The 17877-nt window shown below is 72.3% G+C and carries 13 protein-coding genes; 7 read left to right on the top strand and 6 right to left on the bottom strand.

All coding sequences use genetic code 11. The features are described from left to right. The first annotated feature begins 109 nt into the window (after window positions 1–109). Window positions 110–6529 carry an Ig-like domain-containing protein gene (locus tag JNB62_RS15265; protein WP_220301755.1) on the top strand — a complete coding sequence of 2140 codons (6420 nt, stop codon included), beginning with the start codon at window positions 110–112 and terminating at the stop codon, window positions 6527–6529. Window positions 6530–6580: 51 nt separating this feature from the next. Here JNB62_RS15265 and JNB62_RS15260 read toward each other — a convergent pair whose 3' ends face one another. From JNB62_RS15260 to JNB62_RS15245, 4 genes are all read right to left on the bottom strand, one after another. Next, window positions 6581–7564, bottom strand: coding sequence for a hypothetical protein (locus JNB62_RS15260; RefSeq protein WP_308291825.1), 984 nt, complete (start codon window positions 7562–7564; stop codon window positions 6581–6583). Window positions 7565–7576: 12 nt separating this feature from the next. Next, the gene (menC, locus tag JNB62_RS15255) at window positions 7577–8710 is read right to left on the bottom strand and encodes an o-succinylbenzoate synthase (RefSeq protein ID WP_220301754.1); all 1134 of its coding nucleotides are present in this window, start codon (window positions 8708–8710) and stop codon (window positions 7577–7579) included. 35 nt (window positions 8711–8745) lie between these two features. Next, on the bottom strand, window positions 8746–8910 hold the full coding sequence (locus JNB62_RS15250; protein ID WP_220301753.1) for a hypothetical protein: 165 nt from the start codon (window positions 8908–8910) through the stop codon (window positions 8746–8748). 74 nt (window positions 8911–8984) lie between these two features. Beyond that, a complete protein-coding gene (locus tag JNB62_RS15245; RefSeq protein WP_220301752.1) occupies window positions 8985–9899 on the bottom strand; it encodes a cyclase family protein in 915 nt (304 codons plus the stop codon). Window positions 9900–10069: 170 nt separating this feature from the next. Here JNB62_RS15245 and JNB62_RS15240 point away from each other — a divergent pair, with 170 nt between their 5' ends. After that, entirely contained in the window at window positions 10070–10876 is an 807-nt protein-coding gene (locus JNB62_RS15240) for an SDR family oxidoreductase (protein WP_220301751.1), read from the top strand. Window positions 10877–10881: 5 nt separating this feature from the next. Further along, window positions 10882–11088 carry a hypothetical protein gene (locus JNB62_RS15235; protein ID WP_220301808.1) on the top strand — a complete coding sequence of 69 codons (207 nt, stop codon included), beginning with the start codon at window positions 10882–10884 and terminating at the stop codon, window positions 11086–11088. A 3-nt stretch (window positions 11089–11091) separates the two neighbouring features. Here the strand turns inward: JNB62_RS15235 and JNB62_RS15230 are convergent, their stop codons facing one another. Continuing rightward, the gene (locus JNB62_RS15230) at window positions 11092–11805 is read right to left on the bottom strand and encodes a GNAT family N-acetyltransferase (RefSeq protein ID WP_220301750.1); all 714 of its coding nucleotides are present in this window, start codon (window positions 11803–11805) and stop codon (window positions 11092–11094) included. 246 nt (window positions 11806–12051) lie between these two features. Between JNB62_RS15230 and JNB62_RS15225 the strand changes: the two genes are divergently transcribed. After that, on the top strand, window positions 12052–13452 hold the full coding sequence (locus JNB62_RS15225) for an MFS transporter (RefSeq protein WP_220301800.1): 1401 nt from the start codon (window positions 12052–12054) through the stop codon (window positions 13450–13452). 63 nt (window positions 13453–13515) lie between these two features. After that, window positions 13516–15198, top strand: coding sequence for a peptide MFS transporter (locus tag JNB62_RS15220; protein ID WP_222856123.1), 1683 nt, complete (start codon window positions 13516–13518; stop codon window positions 15196–15198). Here the strand turns inward: JNB62_RS15220 and JNB62_RS15215 are convergent. Beyond that, on the bottom strand, window positions 15179–16450 hold the full coding sequence (locus JNB62_RS15215) for an MFS transporter (RefSeq protein ID WP_220301749.1): 1272 nt from the start codon (window positions 16448–16450) through the stop codon (window positions 15179–15181). The two genes, JNB62_RS15220 and JNB62_RS15215, sit on opposite strands and share 20 nt — an antisense overlap. A gap of 78 nt (window positions 16451–16528) precedes the next feature. Here JNB62_RS15215 and JNB62_RS15210 point away from each other — a divergent pair, with 78 nt between their 5' ends. Both JNB62_RS15210 and purU read left to right on the top strand, forming a co-directional pair. After that, the gene (locus JNB62_RS15210) at window positions 16529–16927 is read left to right on the top strand and encodes a MerR family transcriptional regulator (RefSeq protein WP_220301748.1); all 399 of its coding nucleotides are present in this window, start codon (window positions 16529–16531) and stop codon (window positions 16925–16927) included. Between the two features lie 26 nt (window positions 16928–16953). Beyond that, window positions 16954–17826, top strand: coding sequence for a formyltetrahydrofolate deformylase (gene purU, locus JNB62_RS15205; RefSeq protein ID WP_220301747.1), 873 nt, complete (start codon window positions 16954–16956; stop codon window positions 17824–17826). The last annotated feature ends 51 nt before the right edge of the window (window positions 17827–17877 follow it).

Below are 17877 nucleotides of genomic sequence, written 5' to 3'. Positions count from 1 at the left end.
GAAAGGGGGACAGCGCCTGAGCGTTCACTGGACTACTGTCTGGTCTCGGAGGGGCCCCGGCCGGTTACAGGCATCGGATGCGGGAGGCTGACCTCCGCCGGGGGTCATCATGAAGCGGTCTGTGTTCACCGCGGCAGCTGCCGCACTCGCCATCGTCATCGCGACCGCGGGCGTCGCGGGTCCCGCTTCTGCGGCGCCACCGACGGCGCCGTGGAGTGGCTCGGCCGGGGGCGATGTCGCCTCCGTGACCGCGGATGCGGCCGGGTTGAACGTGGCGGGACTCGGCGTCGCGATCAGTTCGGCCGAGGTGGACTCGCAGGCGACGCCCCGCGCGGTCTCCAGCTCGAGCAACATCTCTGCCGCGGTCGCCGGGCTGCCGATCGGTGTCAGCACGAACAGCGTGTCGGCTCCGCCGTCGGCAGGCCCCCAGACGGGTGGCATCGCGGCCAGCGTCACAGGGCTCATCGACGTGGGCGCGATCACCACGACGAACGAGGCGCAGTGGGACCTCGACACCGCGTGCGTGACCAGCGGCGTGCTGTCGTCCGCGACGACGCAGACCGCGGGCCTGGGCGTGCTGCCCGCGCTCAACGGCGGCGTGCTGAGCCTCGGCGTCTCAGAGACCACCGGCACGACGAGCCTCGTGCAGAACAGCGGACTCAACTACGGCGTGCAGAGCGTCGCGTCGGGCACGATCTCAGGACTCAGCATCCTGGGCGGACTCGTCACCGTGGGCGTGGCCGGCGAGACCACGCTCACCGCGACGGCGAGCGGCACGTCGACCGGCACCGTCGATTACGCTCCCGCCACCGTCACGGTGACCGCGCTGGGCTCGACCGTGACGCTCACCCCGGCTGCCCCGACCCGGACCGTCAACCTGGTCGGCGTCGGCACGGTGACCGTCGGCCTCAACACCCCCACCATCTCGACGACCGCGACGTCGGCCACGGCCTCTGTCGCGCTGCTGACCGTGGACGTGTCGCTGCTGCTCGGCGTGGCCGACGTATCGGTCGACGTGCTGCCGCTGAACGCGACGGCGACCGCCCCCGCCGGCGGCATCGACTGCCCGCCGCCGGCCCCCGTCATCACGTCGCCGACCGAGGGCGCGACCACGGACGCCACGCCCACCATCCAGGGCACCGCGCTGGCGGGTGCGACCGTCGAGGTCTTCATGGATGGCGCCTCGATCGGCACCACCACGGCGAGCGCGGGCGGGACGTGGGAGCTGCCCGTGACGACACCGCTCGCCGAGGGGGCCCACAGCGTCACCGCCGTCCAGACCGTCAACGGCACGCCGTCCGTCCCCTCGGCGGCGGTGAACTTCACCGTCGACGCGACGGCACCGGATGCTCCCGTGATCGAGGCCCCCGCCGACGGGTCGAGCGTCAACACCGCGACGCCGCCGATCTCGGGCACGGCCGAGGCGAACTCGACCGTGACGGTGACGATCGACGGTGCCGTGGCGGGCACGACGACAGCATCCCCCACCGGCGAATGGACCTTCACCCCGACCACGCCGCTCACCGACGGCCCGCACACCGCCGTGGCGACCGCCACCGACGCGGCCGGCAACGTCAGCCCGGATTCCAACACCGTCACCTTCACCGTCGACACCGCGGTGCCCGCGGCGCCGGTCATCCAAGCTCCCCTCGACGGCGCCGTCCTCGACACCGCGGCCCCGGCGATCTCGGGCACCGCCGAGCCGAACTCCACCGTGACCGTCATCATCGACGGAGCTCCCGCCGGCACGACGACGGCATCCCCCACCGGCGAATGGACGTTCACGCCGTCGGCGCCGCTGGACGAGGGCGCGCACACCGTCGTGGCCACCGCCACCGACGCGGCCGGCAACGTCAGCCCGGAGTCGAACCTGGTGAACTTCACCGTCGACACCGAGGCCCCGGCCGCGCCGGTCATCGAAGCGCCGCTCGACGGCGCCGTCCTCGACACCGCGACGCCGGACATCTCGGGCACGGCCGAGGCGAACTCGACCGTGACGGTCTTCATCGACGGCACCGAGGCCGGCGCGACGACGGCCTCCCCCACCGGTGAGTGGACCTTCACGCCGACCACGCCGCTGAACGACGGCGCCCACACCGCGGTCGCGACCGCCACGGACGCGCTCGGCCACGTGAGCGTCGAGTCCAACGAGGTCGGGTTCACGATCGACACCGCGGCGCCCGCCGCGCCCGTCATCGAGGAGCCGACGACCGGCGATGTCGTCGGCACGGCGACCCCCGTGATCTCGGGGACCGCCGAGGCGAACGCCGTCGTCACGGTCATCATCGACGACGTCGAAGCGGGCACCACCACCGCCTCGCCCACGGGCGAGTGGAGCTTCACGCCGACGACGCCCCTCGCGGACGGTGCCCACTCGGTGGTCGCGACCGCGACGGATGCAGCCGGCAACGTGAGCCCCGAGTCGAACGAGGTCGTCTTCACCGTCGACACGGAGGCTCCGGACGCCCCTGTGATCGAGGTACCGGCCGACGGCGCGGTGGTCGACACCGCGACGCCGCCGATCTCGGGCACCGCCGAGGCCAACTCGACCGTGACGGTCACCATCGACGGCGTCGACGCCGGCACCACGACGGCCTCGCCGACCGGTGAGTGGACGTTCACGCCGACGACCCCGCTCGCCGATGGCCCGCACACCGTGGTCGCCACCGCGACCGATGCGGCCGGCAACGAGAGCCCCGAGTCGAACCTGGTGAACTTCACCGTCGACACCGCCGCGCCCGCCGCGCCCGTCATCGAGTCGCCGACCGACGGTGACGTCGTCGGCACCGCCACCCCGCCGATCTCGGGCACCGCCGAAGCGAACTCGACCGTGACCGTCACCATCGACGGCGTCGACGCCGGCACCACGACGGCATCCCCGACCGGCGAATGGACCTTCACGCCCACGACGCCGCTGGACGACGGCGACCACACGGTCGTCGCCACCGCGACCGACGCGGCCGGCAACGAGAGCCCGGAATCGAACGAGGTCACCTTCACCGTCGACACGGCAGCACCGGCCGCACCCGTCATCGACGCGCCCACGGACGGTGACGTCGTCGACACCGCGACCCCGGACATCTCGGGCACCGCCGAGGCGGACTCGACCGTGACCGTGACCATCGATGGCGTCGACGTCGGCACGACGACGGCTTCGCCGACCGGTGAGTGGACGTTCACGCCGACGACCCCGCTGGCCGATGGCCCGCACACGGTCGTCGCCACCGCGACCGACGCGGCCGGCAACGAGAGCCCCGAGTCGAACCTGGTGAACTTCACCGTCGACACCGCAGCCCCTGCCGCGCCCGTCATCGAGGCCCCCGCCGACGGTGACGTCGTCGACACGGCAACCCCGCCGATCTCGGGCACCGCCGAAGCGAACGCCACGGTCACGGTCACGATCGACGGGACGGATGCCGGCACGACGACGGCATCCCCCACCGGTGAATGGACGTTCACGCCGACCACCCCGCTCGCCGACGGCGCGCACACGGTGATCGCCACAGCCACCGACGCTGCGGGCAACGAGAGCCCTGACTCGAACCTGGTCAACTTCATCGTCGACACCGTCGCCCCGCCCGCACCGGTGATCGAGGCCCCGGCCGACGGTGACGTCGTCGACACCGCGACACCCACGATCTCGGGCACGGCCGAGCCGAACTCGACCGTGACCGTCACCATCGACGGCGTCGTGGCCGGCACCACGACGGCCTCTCCGACCGGCGAATGGTCGCTGGTGCCGAGTGCCCTGACCGAGGGCGATCACACCGTGGTCGCGACGGCGACGGACGCAGCCGGCAACGAGAGCGCCGACTCGAACGAGGTCACTTTCACGGTCGACACGGAGGCTCCCAATGCCCCCGTGATCGAGGTGCCGACCGACGGGGCGGTGGTCGACACCGCGACGCCGCCGATCTCGGGCACCGCCGAGGCGGACTCGGTCGTGACGGTCACCATCGACGGCGTCGACGTCGGCACCACCACGGCGTCCGACACCGGAGCCTGGACGTTCACGCCCACGACCGCGCTCGCCGAGGGCCCGCACACCGTCGTCGCCACCGGGACCGACGCCGCGGGCAACGAGAGCCCCGACTCGAACACGGTCAACTTCACGGTCGACACCGCGGCTCCTGCGGCGCCGGTCATCGAAGCGCCGGCGGACGGCGACATCGTGGCGACCGCGACGCCCGCGATCACGGGCACGGCCGAGGCGAACTCGACCGTGACCGTCACGATCGACGGTGCCGTCGCCGGCACCACGACCGCCTCGCCCACCGGCGAGTGGACCTTCACCCCGGGCACACCGCTCGCGGAGGGTCCGCACACCGCGACGGCGACGGCGACCGACGCGGCGGGCAACGTCAGCCCTGTGTCGAACCTGGTGAACTTCACCGTCGACACCTCGGCCCCGGCCGCTCCCGTGATCGTGTCGCCCGCCGACGGCGACGTGGTCGACACCGTCACGCCGCCCATCTCGGGGACGGCCGAGGCGAACTCGACCGTCACCGTGACCATCGACGGAGCCGTGGCCGGCACCACCGCCGCCTCGCCCACCGGCGAGTGGACCTTCACCCCGGGCACACCGCTCGCCGATGGTCCGCACACCGCGACCGCGACGGCGACCGACGCGGCCGGCAACGTCAGCCCCGTGTCGAACCTGGTGAACTTCACCGTCGACACGGTGGCGCCCGCCGCGCCGGTCATCGAGTCGCCGGCCGACGGTGACGTCGTCGGCACCGCCACCCCGCCGATCTCGGGCACCGCCGAAGCGAACTCGACCGTGACCGTCACGATCGACGGCGCCGTGGCCGGCACCACGACGGCCTCGCCGACCGGCGAATGGACGTTCACGCCGACCACCCCGCTGGACGAGGGCGACCACACGGTCGTCGCCACCGCGACGGACGCGGCCGGCAACGAGAGCCCCGAGTCGAACCTGGTGAACTTCACCGTCGACACGGTGGCGCCCGCGGCGCCCGTCATCGAAGCGCCCACGGACGGCGCTGTCGTGGAGGACGCCACGCCCGACATCTCGGGCACCGCCGAGCCGAACGCGACGGTCACGGTCATCATCGACGGGACGGAGGCCGGCACGACGACGGCATCCCCCACCGGTGACTGGACCTTCACTCCGACGACGCCGCTGGACGACGGCGACCACACGGTCGTCGCGACCGCGACCGATGCCGCCGGCAACGAGAGCCCCGAGTCGAACGAGGTCACCTTCACCGTCGACACGACGCTGATCGGCGCTCCCCTCGCACCGGTGATCACCGAACCGTCCACCGGGGACGTCGTCGCCTCGCCGACGCCGCCCATCAGCGGCACGGCGGAGGCGAACTCCACGGTCACGGTGATCATCGACGGGACGACCGCCGGCACCACGACGGCATCCCCCACCGGAGAGTGGACGTTCACACCCACGTCACCCCTCGCCGACGGCGACCACACCGTCGTCGCCACGGCGACGGACGCCGCGGGGAATGTGAGCCCGGAGTCCGACGAGGTCGCGTTCACGGTGGATGCGACCGCTCCCGCCGCACCCGAGATCGTCACGCCGACCGACGGCGAGGTCCTCTCGAACGCGACGCCGCTCATCACGGGCACCGCGGAGCCGAACGCGCTGGTGACGGTCATCATCGACGGGGCGGTCGCCGGCACGACCACCGCCTCACCCACGGGTGACTGGAGCTTCACTCCGGCGACCCCGCTCGCCGACGGCGAGCACACCGTCACCGCCACCGCCACGGACGCGGCCGGCAACGTCAGCCCTGAGGCCGACGAGGTCGCGTTCACGGTCGACACCGTCGCACCGGCCGCGCCGGTGATCACGAGCCCTGCCGCGGGATCGACGACGAACGACGACACGCCCCCGATCACCGGCACGGCCGAACCGGGCAGCACGGTCACCGTGATCATCGACGGCGTCCCCGTGGGCACGACCACCGCCGACGTCAACGGCGACTGGACCTTCACGCCGGCGACCCCGCTGGAGGACGGCGAGCACACCGTGTCGGCCACCGCCACCGACGCGGCCGGCAATCTCGGCCCGGCGTCCGAGCCCGTCACGTTCGCGGTCGACACGACGCCGCCCGCGGCGCCCGTGATCACGAGCCCGACCGACGGATCGTCGACCACCGACACGACACCGACGGTGACCGGCACCGCCGAGCCCGGGTCGACGGTGACCGTCATCATCGACGGAGTGATCGTCGGAGGCACCACCGCCGACGAGAACGGCGACTGGACGTTCACGCCGACGAGCCCGCTGACGCCGGGTGCCCACACCATCACGGCGACGGCGACCGACACGGCCGGCAACGTCGGACCGGCGTCCGCGCCGGTGACGGTGACCGTCACCGCGGTCACGAGCACCCCGCCCACGACCCCCGGCACGCCGGGCACGCCCGGGGCGCCGGCGGGTGGTCTCGCCACGACGGGTCTCAACACCCCGTGGGCCGCGCTGGTGCTCGCATCGCTGCTCATCGCGGCGGGCGCCGTCACGCTGCTGCGTCGACGTGTGAGCTGATCCCGGACGCGATGCGGCCGGTCGCCCTCGGGCGACCGGCCGCTCTCGTTCTCAGCCCTGCTCGCCGAACCGGCACCACTGCGCCACCCACGTGAGCATGCGGCCACGCAGCTCCTCGCCGACGAACAGCTCGATCTCACCCGGCTCGCCGTCGAGCTCGATGTGCACGTCGAAGACCGTGCCCCGCTTGTCCTCCTGCACCGCATGAGGGTCGCAGCGGAACGGCACGAGCGGCAGCGCGATCACCACCGGGGCGGCGTCGCCGCCGTCGTCGACCTCGACGTCGACCGGGTACAGGTCGTCCTCATCGCCGGGCGCCGCGAAGTCCAGCAGGTTCGTGCTCTCGACGCCGACGACGGTCGCAGCGCCGGAACCGGTCGGCGTGATCGTCAGCTCGAGAGAGGCCGGCAGGCCCGGCGGTGAGGGCGTGAATCCCGTGAAGGCCAGGCTCGCGGCATCCGTCAGCCGCTCCTCGAGGCACTCGCGGGCGTGCAGCCGCGCCACGAAGCCGAGGGGATCCGCAGCTGCCGCCTCGACCTCGGTGGTCTCGTCCCCATCGACGAGCTCCAGCACGACGACGGCGTCAGCCTCGTCGGGGGCGTCGCAGTCCACGGGTGCGAGCTGCACGCGCACGTCGACGCTGCCGCCGGCGGGGAGGGTCGTGACGCGGTCCGCGATGACGCGGGTGGCCGCACCCTCGAACCGCGGGTCCTCGACACGCACGCCCGCCAGGGTGATCGCCTCGTCCGACGCGTTGCGCACCCGCACCTGCGCCTGGCGCGTCGACACGTCCGACCGCTGCTGCTGCAGCTCGACCGTGACACCCGCGGGCAGCGCCGACGTCGTGCTGGGCGTCGGCGCCGGCGGAAGGGCGGCGCTGCAGCCCGCGAGCGCGATCACCCCGGTCGCGGCCAGCAGCCCGGCGGCCCGGAGTACCGGCCGCACGACCGCGACGGCATCGACGGACGGACGGACGGAGTGTCGCGGCATCCCCCACCGTCCGATCCCGAGCGCGGAACCGAGGACGCGGCGCACGACAGCGGCTCCTCAGCGGGTGAGCGTCTCGCGGGCGACGGTGACCTCGTCGAGCGCCACCGGGTCGAGCTGCACGCCGAGCCCCGGCCCGGTGGGGACGCGCACGTGGCCGTCCTCGAGCACCGCCGGCTCCGTCACGATGTCGCGCGTGTAGAAGCGGCTCGAGGCCGACACGTCGCCGGGCAGCGTGAACCCCGGCAGCGCGGCGAGCGCGGCGTTCGCGGCACGGCCGATGCCGGTCTCGAGCATCCCGCCGCACCACACGGGCACGCCCGCGGCGAGGCACCGGTCGTGGATGCGCACGGCCTCGAGGTAGCCGCCGATGCGGCCGGCCTTGATGTTGATGATGGATGCCGCACCCAGCGCGAGCGCGTCGGCCGCCGCCTTGTCGGAAACGATGGACTCGTCCAGGCACACCGGGGTGCGCAGGCGCCGCGCCAGCGTCGCGTGGTCGACGAGATCGTCCTCCTGCAGGGGCTGCTCGATGAGCAGCAGGTCGAAGCGATCGAGCTCGGCCAGCGTGTCGGCGTCGGCCAGCGTGTATGCCGAGTTGGCGTCGATCTGCAGCGGGATCGTGCCGAACACGTCGCGCACAGCCGCCGTGTCGCCGACGTCGCGGCCGGGCCGGATCTTGATCTTGATGCGCACGTACCCCTCGTCGAGGTAGCCGGCGACGGCGTCGACGAGAGCCGCCGGATCACGCTGGATCCCCACCGACACGCCGCTCGGCACGCGATCGCGCATGGCGCCGAGGTACTCGCCGAGGGGCCGCCCCTCGGCGCGCAGGGCGGCGTCGAGCACCGCGAGCTCCAGCCCCGCCTTCGCCATGCGGTGCCCCTTGAACGGCTCGAGCACCCCCGCGACGTCTTCGGGCGCCAGCGTCCGCCGGTCGAGCAGCGCGGGAGCGAGGAACCGCAGCGCGACGTCCCACGCGCCCTGCGTGTACTCGCTCGAGTACAGCGGGTCGGCGCCCGTGACGATCTCTCCCCACCCGTCACCGTCGGACGTGAGCGCCCGCACGACGATCACCTCGCGCACCGTCTCGGTGCCGAACGACGTGGTGAACGGCGACACGAGCGGCAGGTGCAGCACGCGCAGCTCGAACCCTTCGAGGGCGAGGGATGCCGCGGGCCGGGCGATGGGCATGCGCTCAGCGTACGCCCGGCCCGGCGAACCCGTGGTCAGTGCACGAGGTGCGGCAGGGCGGCGTCGCGACGCACCGGGATGTAGGTCGACCGCGCGGCGCGGGGGCGCCGACGGCGCGGCTCGCTCTCGGACAGCCGGCGCTCCGCGCGCCGCAGCGCCTCGTTCGCGGCGATGATCAGGGACTCGATGTGCTCGTGCATGACTGCTCCTTCCCCTCGAAGGAGTCGTCGCCGTTCACGCTGATACGTCGCGTCGAGCGCCCAGTGGAGCGACGTCAGGCGGGCACCTCGGCGAAGGCGCGCACCGGGAAGGTGCCGAACTCCTCCACCGCCGGCGGCGCCGCCGTGAACCGGGCACCGCGCGGCGGCAGCGCGCCGAGGTTCGTGAGGTGCTCGACGACGTGCACGCCCGCGCCGAGCAGGAGCGAGTGCGCGGGTCGTTCCCCGCCCCCTTCGGTGTCGTCGATGTTGACGGAGTCGATGCCCACGAGCACCGCGCCGGCGTCGATGAGCCACTGCGCCGCCTCGCCGGTCAGGAACGGGGCGCCCACGCCGTACTCCGGCATTCCGAACCACCGGTCCCATCCGGTGTGCAGCAGCACCGCCGCCCCGCGCACGTCGCGGTCGGCGAGCGTCTCGGGACGGATGCCGCGGCGCGCGGCATCCCACGAATCCTCCAGATGGAACACCTCCGCGCGCAGCCCGACGAGGGTGGAGAGGTCGAGGCCCGCCAGGTCGGTGCCGCCCGCGTACCGGTGGAACGGCGAGTCGAGATACGTCCCGGTGTTGCCGATCATGTGGATGACGTCCATCGCGAACTCGGTGCCCGGGGCGTACCGGGCGCGCGAGTCCTCGCGCGTGAGGTGCGGCGTGATCGTCGGCGCCGGCAGGCCCGGGTAGGTGACGAGCCCGGCGCGGATCGGGTGGCTGAGGTCGACGACGCGGCTGTGCCACGTGGATGCCGTCACCTCGACGCCGCGCGACCCTCGGTGCGGCTCCTCGACGATGCGCACGCCGCGCAGCTCGACCTCGTCGACCAGCGCCAGGCCCAGGTGGGCGATCAGCAGGCGTCCGAGCTCGTCCTCGGAGATGTCTGCCGAGGGCAGGTCGAGCCGGAAGCCGGCTCCGGACAGACCGCCGCCGTTCGCGAAGCGGAGATCGAAGTCGAAATGGGCGCGGTACTCAGGCATGCCGCGAGCCTATGGGCGCGGCATCCACCCCGATCCGTCCGCCCGGGAAGATGGCAGACGATCCGGCCCACGCGGCAGGAATGCTGCGGGGCGCGGCGATGGCCCTATCGGCGGTGCCGCTTCCGCGCAAGCCCCGTGCTCACGGGGAGCCGGAACCGTACCGTCGACGCATGGAGACCTTCGACTTCAGCCCGCGGCGGGCGATCGTGACCGGTTCGGACTCGGGCATCGGGCGGGCGACGGCCCTCGCGCTGGCGGACGCCGGACTCGATGTCGGCATCACGTGGCACAGCGACGAGGAGGGTGCCGAAGAGACCGCGGCCGGCGTCCGCGAGCGCGGCCGCCGCGCCGAGGTGACGCGGTTCGACGCCACCGCGCTCGACGACGTCGCCGGCACCATCGACGGCCTGGTCGAGCGACTCGGCGGTCTGGACGTGTTCGTGAACAACGCGGGCGGCGGCTCGGGCGGACCGTTCCTAGAGCTCTCGCTCGAGGACTGGCGCCGGGTCGTCGCGCTGAACCTCGACGGCGCGTTCGTCGGACTTCAGGCGGCGGCGCGGCACCTCGTCGATGCCGGGCACGGCGGACGGCTCATCGCGATCACGAGCGTGCACGAGACGCAGCCCCGCGTCGGGTCGGCCGCCTACGTCGCCGCCAAGCACGGACTGGGCGGGCTCGTCGAGACGATGGCGCAGGAGCTCGGCGAGCACGCGATCACCGTCAACGCCGTCGCGCCGGGTGAGATCGCGACGCCGATCAACGACATGGACGCCGAGGACGCCGAGCACACGCACCGTCCCGGCATCCCGCTCGGGCGGCCGGGCAAGCCCGAAGAGATCGCGTCGGTCGTCGCCTTCCTCGCCTCGCCGGCCGCGAGCTACGTCACCGGAGCCAGCTGGACCGTCGACGGCGGCATGCTGCAGATGGGCCCGCAGGCAGGGTCGCACCTGGAATCCGACGCCTGGCGGAAGGGATGAGAAAGATGACCACGAACGAGACACCCGAGACGACCGGCATGACCGACGACGAGAAGCGCCGCGACCAGCTGCTCGCGGCGCCCGGGGCCGTCGAGGAGGACGCCGCGCCGCGCGTCGACGTCACGGAGCGCGCAGGCGGCGTCACCCGCATCGACATCCGCGACGACGCCGCCGTGCGTCCCGGCGATCCGACGAAGGATCCCGAGGCCTGAGCCTCAGGGACGCACCAGCAGGTACCCGCGCTCGTCGTCGAAGCCGCCGACGACCAGCCCCTCGGCCAGGCGCGCGAGGAACTCGTCGCGCACGCGCACGCGCCAGGCGGCGGCATCCCCCGGCGCATCGCGGCGCAGCGACTCGATGTCGTGCGGGATCGCGATCGACGCGACCACCGCGTCATCGCCGGGAGTGGGCACCGGCGGGGCGGCGAGCGCCCACGACACCATGATGCGGTCGGTCTCGTCGCCGCGGTTGACGCCGTCGTCCATCGGGCCGTAGTGGTTCACGAGGTACTCGGTCGCGCGCGTGCCCAGCACGCGCAGGTTGAAGTGCGCGTTGCGCGCGACGAGCGGATCGAACGTCCACGTGATGTGACCGACGTCGCGCGCGAGCGCCCACTCGCGCTGGTGCTGCTTGAGCAGTCGCCCGAGTCCGTGCGACTGATGCGACGGCAGCACGCCGGTGATATGACTGTGCATCGATCGTGCCGCCGGTGCGGCGAAGAACGCGACCGATGCTCCGACCATGCGGTCCGCGTCGTACAGGCCCACCGCGTAGTTGCCCGAGTGGGCGAGGGCGCGCAGCAGGTTCGGCGGCATGCCGCCGCGGTCGCCGCCCCACACCTCGGCGAGGACCGCCGACGCGCGGTGCACCTCGTCCACCGTGTCGAGCGGTCGGATGTCGATGCCGGGCGGGGTGGCGGAGTCGGCCATGCTCCCAGTCTGCACCCGGGGCGGCACGCTCGGAGCCCGCTCCCCTGCCACGATCTGCAGGCCGCCCCGACCGAACGCGACAGGCGAGCCGAATCCACACCGGCTCCCCTGTCACCATATGCGGGGCGGTCCGACCGAATGCGACAGGGGAGCGAGGGCAGCATCCTCGGAGCCGGTGCCTGCGGGCGCCGATAGCCTGAAGGGATGGGCACGGGTGGCGACGACGAGAGAAGACGACTGACCCGGATGCCTCGCCAGGGCGCCATCGTGGCGGTCCTGGCGATCGCCGGCCTGGCGTCGTCGTTCATGTTCACGCTGGTCGTGCCGATCCAGTCCAAGCTCCCGGAGCTGCTGAACGCCAGCCGCGAGGACACCGCCTGGGTCGTGACATCCACCCTGCTCGCGGCCGCTGTCATGACGCCGATCGCCGGCCGCCTCGGAGACATGTACGGCAAGCGGCGCATCGTGCTCGTGCTGCTGGCGGTCATGGTGCTCGGGTCCGTCATCGCCGCGGCATCCCCCGGCATCGTCGGCGTCATCGTCGGTCGCACGCTGCAGGGCGCGGTGACCGGCGTGATCCCGCTCGGCATCTCGATCCTGCGCGACGTGCTGCACGAGGACCGGGTGGATGCCGCCATCGCCCTCATCAGCGCCACGCTCGGCGTCGGCGGCGCCCTGGGCCTGCCGATCAGCGCGCTCATCACCGAGCGCAGCGACTGGCACGTGCTGTTCTGGGTCGCGGCGGCTCTGGGCGTCATCGTCTTCGTGCTCGTGCTGTGGATCGTGCCGGTGAGCGCGCTGCGCACGGGCGGGCGATTCGACTACCTCGGCACGGCGGGCCTCGCGGTCGGCCTCATCGGCGTGCTGCTCGCCGTCTCGCGCGGCAACGAATGGGGCTGGGCCTCCCCCGCCGTGCTGGCGTGCGGCCTCGGCGGTGTCGCGGTGCTGCTGGTGTGGGGCTGGTACGAGTTGCGCATCCCCGACCCGCTCCTCGACCTGCGCGTGGCAGCGCGACGCCCGGTGCTGCTGACGAACCTCGCCTCGATCGCCTTCGGGTTCTCGCTGTTCGCCTCGAACGTCGTCTACCCGCAGCTGCTCGAGCTGCCGGCCGTGGCGGGCGGCTTCGGCCTGTCGCTCGTCGCCGCGAGCCTCGTCGTGATGCCGGCGGGCCTCGTCATGATGGTGCTCTCGCCGTTCTCGGGGCAGCTCGCCCGCACCGTCGGGCCCAAGCTGCTGCTCGTGCTCGGGGCGATCGCCCTCGTCATCACGTACGCGTTCACCCTCGTCTTCTCAAGCGAGGTGTGGCAGATCCTCGTCGCCAACATCGGCATCGGCTTCGGCATCGGCTTCGGGTACGCGGCCATGCCGATGCTGATCATGCGGTCGGTGCCGCAGTCCGAGACGGGCGCCTCGAACGGCCTCAACGCCCTGTTCCGCTCGCTGGGAACGAGCACGGCCGCCGCCGTCGTCGGGGCCGTGCTCGCCACGTACGCGATCGACCTCGACGGCACGCCCGTGCCCGGACCGGCCGGGTTCCAGGCGTCGTTCCTGCTCGGCGGCGCGGCGGCGGTGGTCGCCCTCGTCGTGGCGCTGTTCATCCCGCGCCGGCACGCGCCGGAGGAGCGGCATCCCTCACTCCCGGAGTGAGGGCCTACTGACGCGCGCCGCGCCCGCCCGCTACCCTGACCTCTACCGGCGACGGGAGCTGAAATGAGCGGGCGCGACCAGGGGTTTCAGGACGACGACGGTGCTCAGCGCGGCAAGCGCGAGCCCGACCAGGTGGCGGTCGGCCCGCCCGAGGGTGCGCGCGGCGCCGCCGACGCGACACGCACCGGCACGGTGGCCTCCGCCAGCGGCACCGTCCCCACGGCCCCTCCACGCGCCGCTGGCGCGTCGCGCGGAGCCTCCGGCCGCGTGGGCCCAACCGCCGGCACCACCGCACCCGACGACGGGGCCGACCACGACGCCCGGTTCTTCGGCCAGCCGTGGGCGCTGGCGCACATCTTCGGCGTCGAGATGTGGGAGCGCTTCAGCTTCTACGGCATGCAGGGCATCCTGCTCATCTACATGTACTACTCGGTCTCCGAGGGCGGACTGGGGATCGACCAGGCCACCGCCACGGGAATCGTGGGTGCGTACGGCGGCACCGTCTATCTCTCGACGATCCTCGGCGCCTGGGTGGCCGACCGGCTGCTCGGCTCGGAGCGCGTGCTGTTCTTCAGCGCGTGGGTCATCATGGCCGGTCACATCGCCCTCGCCCTGCTGCCCAACGTGTGGGGCCTCGGCGTCGGCCTGATCCTCGTCGCCGTCGGATCCGGCGGCCTCAAGGCGAACGCGACCGCGGTCGTCGGCACGCTGTACACGCCGAAGGACCCGCGCCGCGACGCGGGCTTCTCGCTGTTCTACCTCGGCATCAACCTCGGCGCCTTCCTCGGGCCGATCGTCACGGGTGCGCTGCAGAGCAGCGTCGGCTTCCACTGGGGCTTCGGCGCAGCCGCGGTCGGCATGGCGCTGGGCCTCGTCCAGTACTCGTTCGGCCGCAAGCAGCTGCCGGCGGCATCCCGCATCGTCGCCAATCCGCTCCCCGCGAACCGTCGTGGAGTCATGATCGGGATCGCGGCCGCGGGTCTCATCGTCATCGTGGTGCTGGTGCTCACCGGCGTCATCCGCGCCGACAACCTGTCGGGGATCGTGATCCTCGTCACGCTGGCCGCTGCGATCGCCTACTTCGCCGTCATCATCTCGTCGCGTCACATCGGCAGCGACGACCGGTCGCGCGTGATCGGCTTCATCCCGCTGTTCATCGTCAACGTCGGGTTCTGGTCGCTGTACCAGCAGCAGTTCACGGTGCTGACGATCTACTCCGACCAGCGCCTGAACCGCTCGATCCTCGGGTGGGAGATGCCGGTGTCGTGGGTCAACTCCATCAACCCGATCTTCGTCATCATCCTGTCAGGCGTGTTCGCCGCCGTCTGGACCAAGCTGGGCGACCGCGCGCCGTCCGCCCCCGTCAAGTTCTCGCTCGGCGCGATGATCATGGGCGTCGCGTTCCTGCTGTTCCTGCCGTGGGCCAACGGCGCCCCAAACTCGACGCCGCTGCTGGCGATCGTGCTCATCCTGTTCGTCTTCACGGTGGCCGAGCTGTTCATCTCGCCACCGGGACTGTCGGTCACGACCAAGCTCGCCCCCGAGCGGTTCCACACGCAGATGGTCGCGCTGTACTTCCTCTCGATCGCGCTCGGCACCGCGATCGCGGGCTGGCTCGCCCAGTTCTACAACCCCGAGGACGAGGTCCCGTACTTCACGATCCTCGGCGCCATCGCGATCGTCCTGGGCCTCGCGCTCCTCGCGTCGGTGAAGCCCGTGCTCAGACTCATGCGCGGCGTGCGTTAGACGAGTGGATGCCGGGCGCCCGGCATCCACTCGCCGTCCGTCGGCTCCGCCGGGACGTGAGCGCCGCCCCCACGGCGGCGAGCGCGGCTGCCAACAGGACCGCCGCGCCCGAGAGTGCCGGGTTCGCGGCGGGGCCGAAGGCGGCGCTCAGCTGTCCGCCCGCCCAGGAGCCGGCGGCGATCCCGATGTTGAACAGCACGATGATCGCGGCGCTCGCGAGGTCGCGCAGGCGATCGGAGGCCGCCCGCATGAGTGCGGTCTGGATGAGCGGGAAGACCGCGCCCGTGGCCGCGCCCCACAGCGCCAGGGCGACCACGACGACGGCGATGCGCCCGGGGAAGACCGCGAGGCCGGCGAACGCCGACGCGTACAGGACGAGCGTGGCCGTGAGCGCGGAACGCGGGAACCGGTCGGCCAGCGCACCCGCCACCGCGACACCCGCGATGCCCGCGGCGCCGAAGACGAGCAGCAGCACGCTCGCCCACGCATCCGGCACGCCCGCCGGTCCGGCCAGGTAGGGACGGATGTACACGAACGAGAGGAACTGCGCGAGCCCGATGAGCAGCCCCGAGACTCCCAGGGCGACCAGCGCCGGGATCGACCGGTCGTGCCGCAGCGGCGCACGCTCGCCGGCGGGCACGGCCGCGACGATCGAGCGCGGCAGCCGGCGCAGCACGACGGCCGCGAGCAGCAGCATCCCGATCCCCATCGCCGCGAACGACACGCGCCAGCTCGTCACCTGGGCGAGCGCGGTCGCCGCCGGAAGCCCCAGCACCGTGGCCGCGGTGCCTCCGCCCGTCACGAGCGCGAGCCCCTTGCCGAGCTGCGCCCGGGTCAGCAGCGACGAGGCGTACACGATGACGATCGCCCAGAACACGCCGTGCGCGACCGCGGCGACCACACGCGTGGCGAACGCGATCTCGTACGTCGGCGCGAGCGCCGTCGCCACGTTCGCGAGCGCGAACACCGCGAGCGACGACGCGACGACGATGCGCCGGTCGATGCGCCGCGTCGCGCGCGTGAGCGGCAGGCTGGTGGCGATCACCACGACGGCCCACACCGATACCAGCAGGCCGATGCGCAGCGGGTCGACGCCGAGGTCGGCCGCCATCTCGGGCATGAGCCCGGCCGGCAGCGACTCGGCCGTCACGGTGACGAACACCCCGAGCGAGAGGAGCAGCAGCGCGCCGAGCGGGAAGCGCGCGACGGACGTGGGCGAAGAGGTGGCTGCGGGAGCCGTGGACGTGGTCATGCAGCGAGGCTAAACTTTGACATCAATGTCAATGTCAACCTTTCGTCCGACATGCGGCGACATCCGAGGCGGCACCCCATGAAGATCGGCGAACTCTCCGAGCGCACCGGCATCCCCGCGCGGATGCTGCGCTACTACGAAGGCCAGGGCCTGCTGTCGTCCGAGCGGTCGGCGAACGGCTACCGCTCGTACGACGAGGCGGACGTCGAGCGTGCCGAACGCGCGCGCGGGCTCGTGCAGTCCGGTCTCACGACGCGCCTGGCGAAGGTGGTGCTGGACGCCGAATCGGCATCGCGCACGGCCGCCCCGGTGTGCACGCGCGAGCTCGCCGAACTGCTCGCGAGCGAGCTCACGACGCTCAACGAACGCCTGGCGTGCCTGACCCGCAGCCGCGACGCCGTCGCCCGCTTCCTCGAGCTGACAGAGAACGGCGACCTCGTCCACGCCGCGGACCGCGGCATCCCGTCGCCTTCGTGATGCGGCCGGCCTGGCAGAATCGAGCAATGGCCGCCGAACAGCTCAAGCCCGACCACGTCTGCCTCATCGTGCACGGCAGCGACCAGCCGGGGATCGTCGCAGCCGTGTCGGCGATGATCACGCGCATCGGCGGCAACATCGTCGCGTTCGACCAGTACTCGGACGACCCGACCGGCGGCGCGTACTTCCAGCGCGTGGTGTTCCACCGACCGGGCTTCGCCGCCGATCGCCCGCTCATCGAGTCCGAGATCGCGCAGACCCTCGACGGCTTCGAGCTGGAGTGGTCGCTCACGGATCAGTCGGTGCCCAAGCGCATGGCGATCCTGTCGTCCAAGCAGGACCACTGCCTGCTCGACCTGCTGTGGCGGCACCGCCGCGGCGACCTGCCCGTCACGGTGCCGATGGTGATCTCGAACCACACGACCTCGGCCGAGGACGTCCGCTCGTTCGGCGTGCCGTTCTTCCACGTGCCGGGCGTGCCCGGACCCGACAAGTCGGCGTCCGAGGCGAAGATCCTGGAGCTCCTCAAGGGCAACGTGGACTTCGTGGTGCTGGCCCGCTACATGCAGATCCTCTCGGGCGACTTCCTCGCCGAGCTCGGGGTGCCGGTGATCAACATCCACCACTCCTTCCTCCCCGCGTTCATCGGCGCCGAGCCCTACAAGAAGGCCAAGGAGCGCGGCGTCAAGCTCATCGGCGCGACCTCGCACTACGTCACCGACGACCTCGACGAGGGCCCGATCATCGAGCAGGACACCGTGCGGGTCACCCACGCCGACTCGGCCGCCGAACTCGCCCGCCGCGGTGCCGACGTCGAGCGTCAGGTGCTCTCGCGCGCCGTGCTGTGGCACGCGCAGGACCGCGTGCTGCGCCACGGCAACCACACCATCATCTTCTGAACGCTCCGCTCCGGGGCCGCGCCGCCCCGCACGGCGTGCGACGAGGATCCA

The sequence above is a fragment of the Microbacterium jejuense genome (genome assembly GCF_019511665.1).
Classification (GTDB): Bacteria; Actinomycetota; Actinomycetes; order Actinomycetales; family Microbacteriaceae; genus Microbacterium; species Microbacterium jejuense_A.
Note: the sequence above shows the minus strand (reverse complement) of the source record. Positions and strands in the feature narration are given on the sequence as shown.

What these genes read in the sequence shown, in the direction of transcription:
- JNB62_RS15265 (WP_220301755.1), top strand. Translation starts at nt 110, where the DNA reads ATGAAGCGGTCTGTGTTCACCGCGGCAGCTGCCGCACTCGCCATCGTC.
- menC (WP_220301754.1), bottom strand. Translation starts at nt 8,710, where the DNA reads ATGCCCATCGCCCGGCCCGCGGCATCCCTCGCCCTCGAAGGGTTCGAG.
- JNB62_RS15250 (WP_220301753.1), bottom strand. Translation starts at nt 8,910, where the DNA reads ATGCACGAGCACATCGAGTCCCTGATCATCGCCGCGAACGAGGCGCTG.
- JNB62_RS15245 (WP_220301752.1), bottom strand. Translation starts at nt 9,899, where the DNA reads ATGCCTGAGTACCGCGCCCATTTCGACTTCGATCTCCGCTTCGCGAAC.
- JNB62_RS15240 (WP_220301751.1), top strand. Translation starts at nt 10,070, where the DNA reads ATGGAGACCTTCGACTTCAGCCCGCGGCGGGCGATCGTGACCGGTTCG.
- JNB62_RS15235 (WP_220301808.1), top strand. Translation starts at nt 10,882, where the DNA reads ATGACCACGAACGAGACACCCGAGACGACCGGCATGACCGACGACGAG.
- JNB62_RS15230 (WP_220301750.1), bottom strand. Translation starts at nt 11,805, where the DNA reads ATGGCCGACTCCGCCACCCCGCCCGGCATCGACATCCGACCGCTCGAC.
- JNB62_RS15225 (WP_220301800.1), top strand. Translation starts at nt 12,052, where the DNA reads ATGCCTCGCCAGGGCGCCATCGTGGCGGTCCTGGCGATCGCCGGCCTG.
- JNB62_RS15220 (WP_222856123.1), top strand. Translation starts at nt 13,516, where the DNA reads ATGAGCGGGCGCGACCAGGGGTTTCAGGACGACGACGGTGCTCAGCGC.
- JNB62_RS15215 (WP_220301749.1), bottom strand. Translation starts at nt 16,450, where the DNA reads ATGACCACGTCCACGGCTCCCGCAGCCACCTCTTCGCCCACGTCCGTC.
- JNB62_RS15210 (WP_220301748.1), top strand. Translation starts at nt 16,529, where the DNA reads ATGAAGATCGGCGAACTCTCCGAGCGCACCGGCATCCCCGCGCGGATG.
- purU (WP_220301747.1), top strand. Translation starts at nt 16,954, where the DNA reads ATGGCCGCCGAACAGCTCAAGCCCGACCACGTCTGCCTCATCGTGCAC.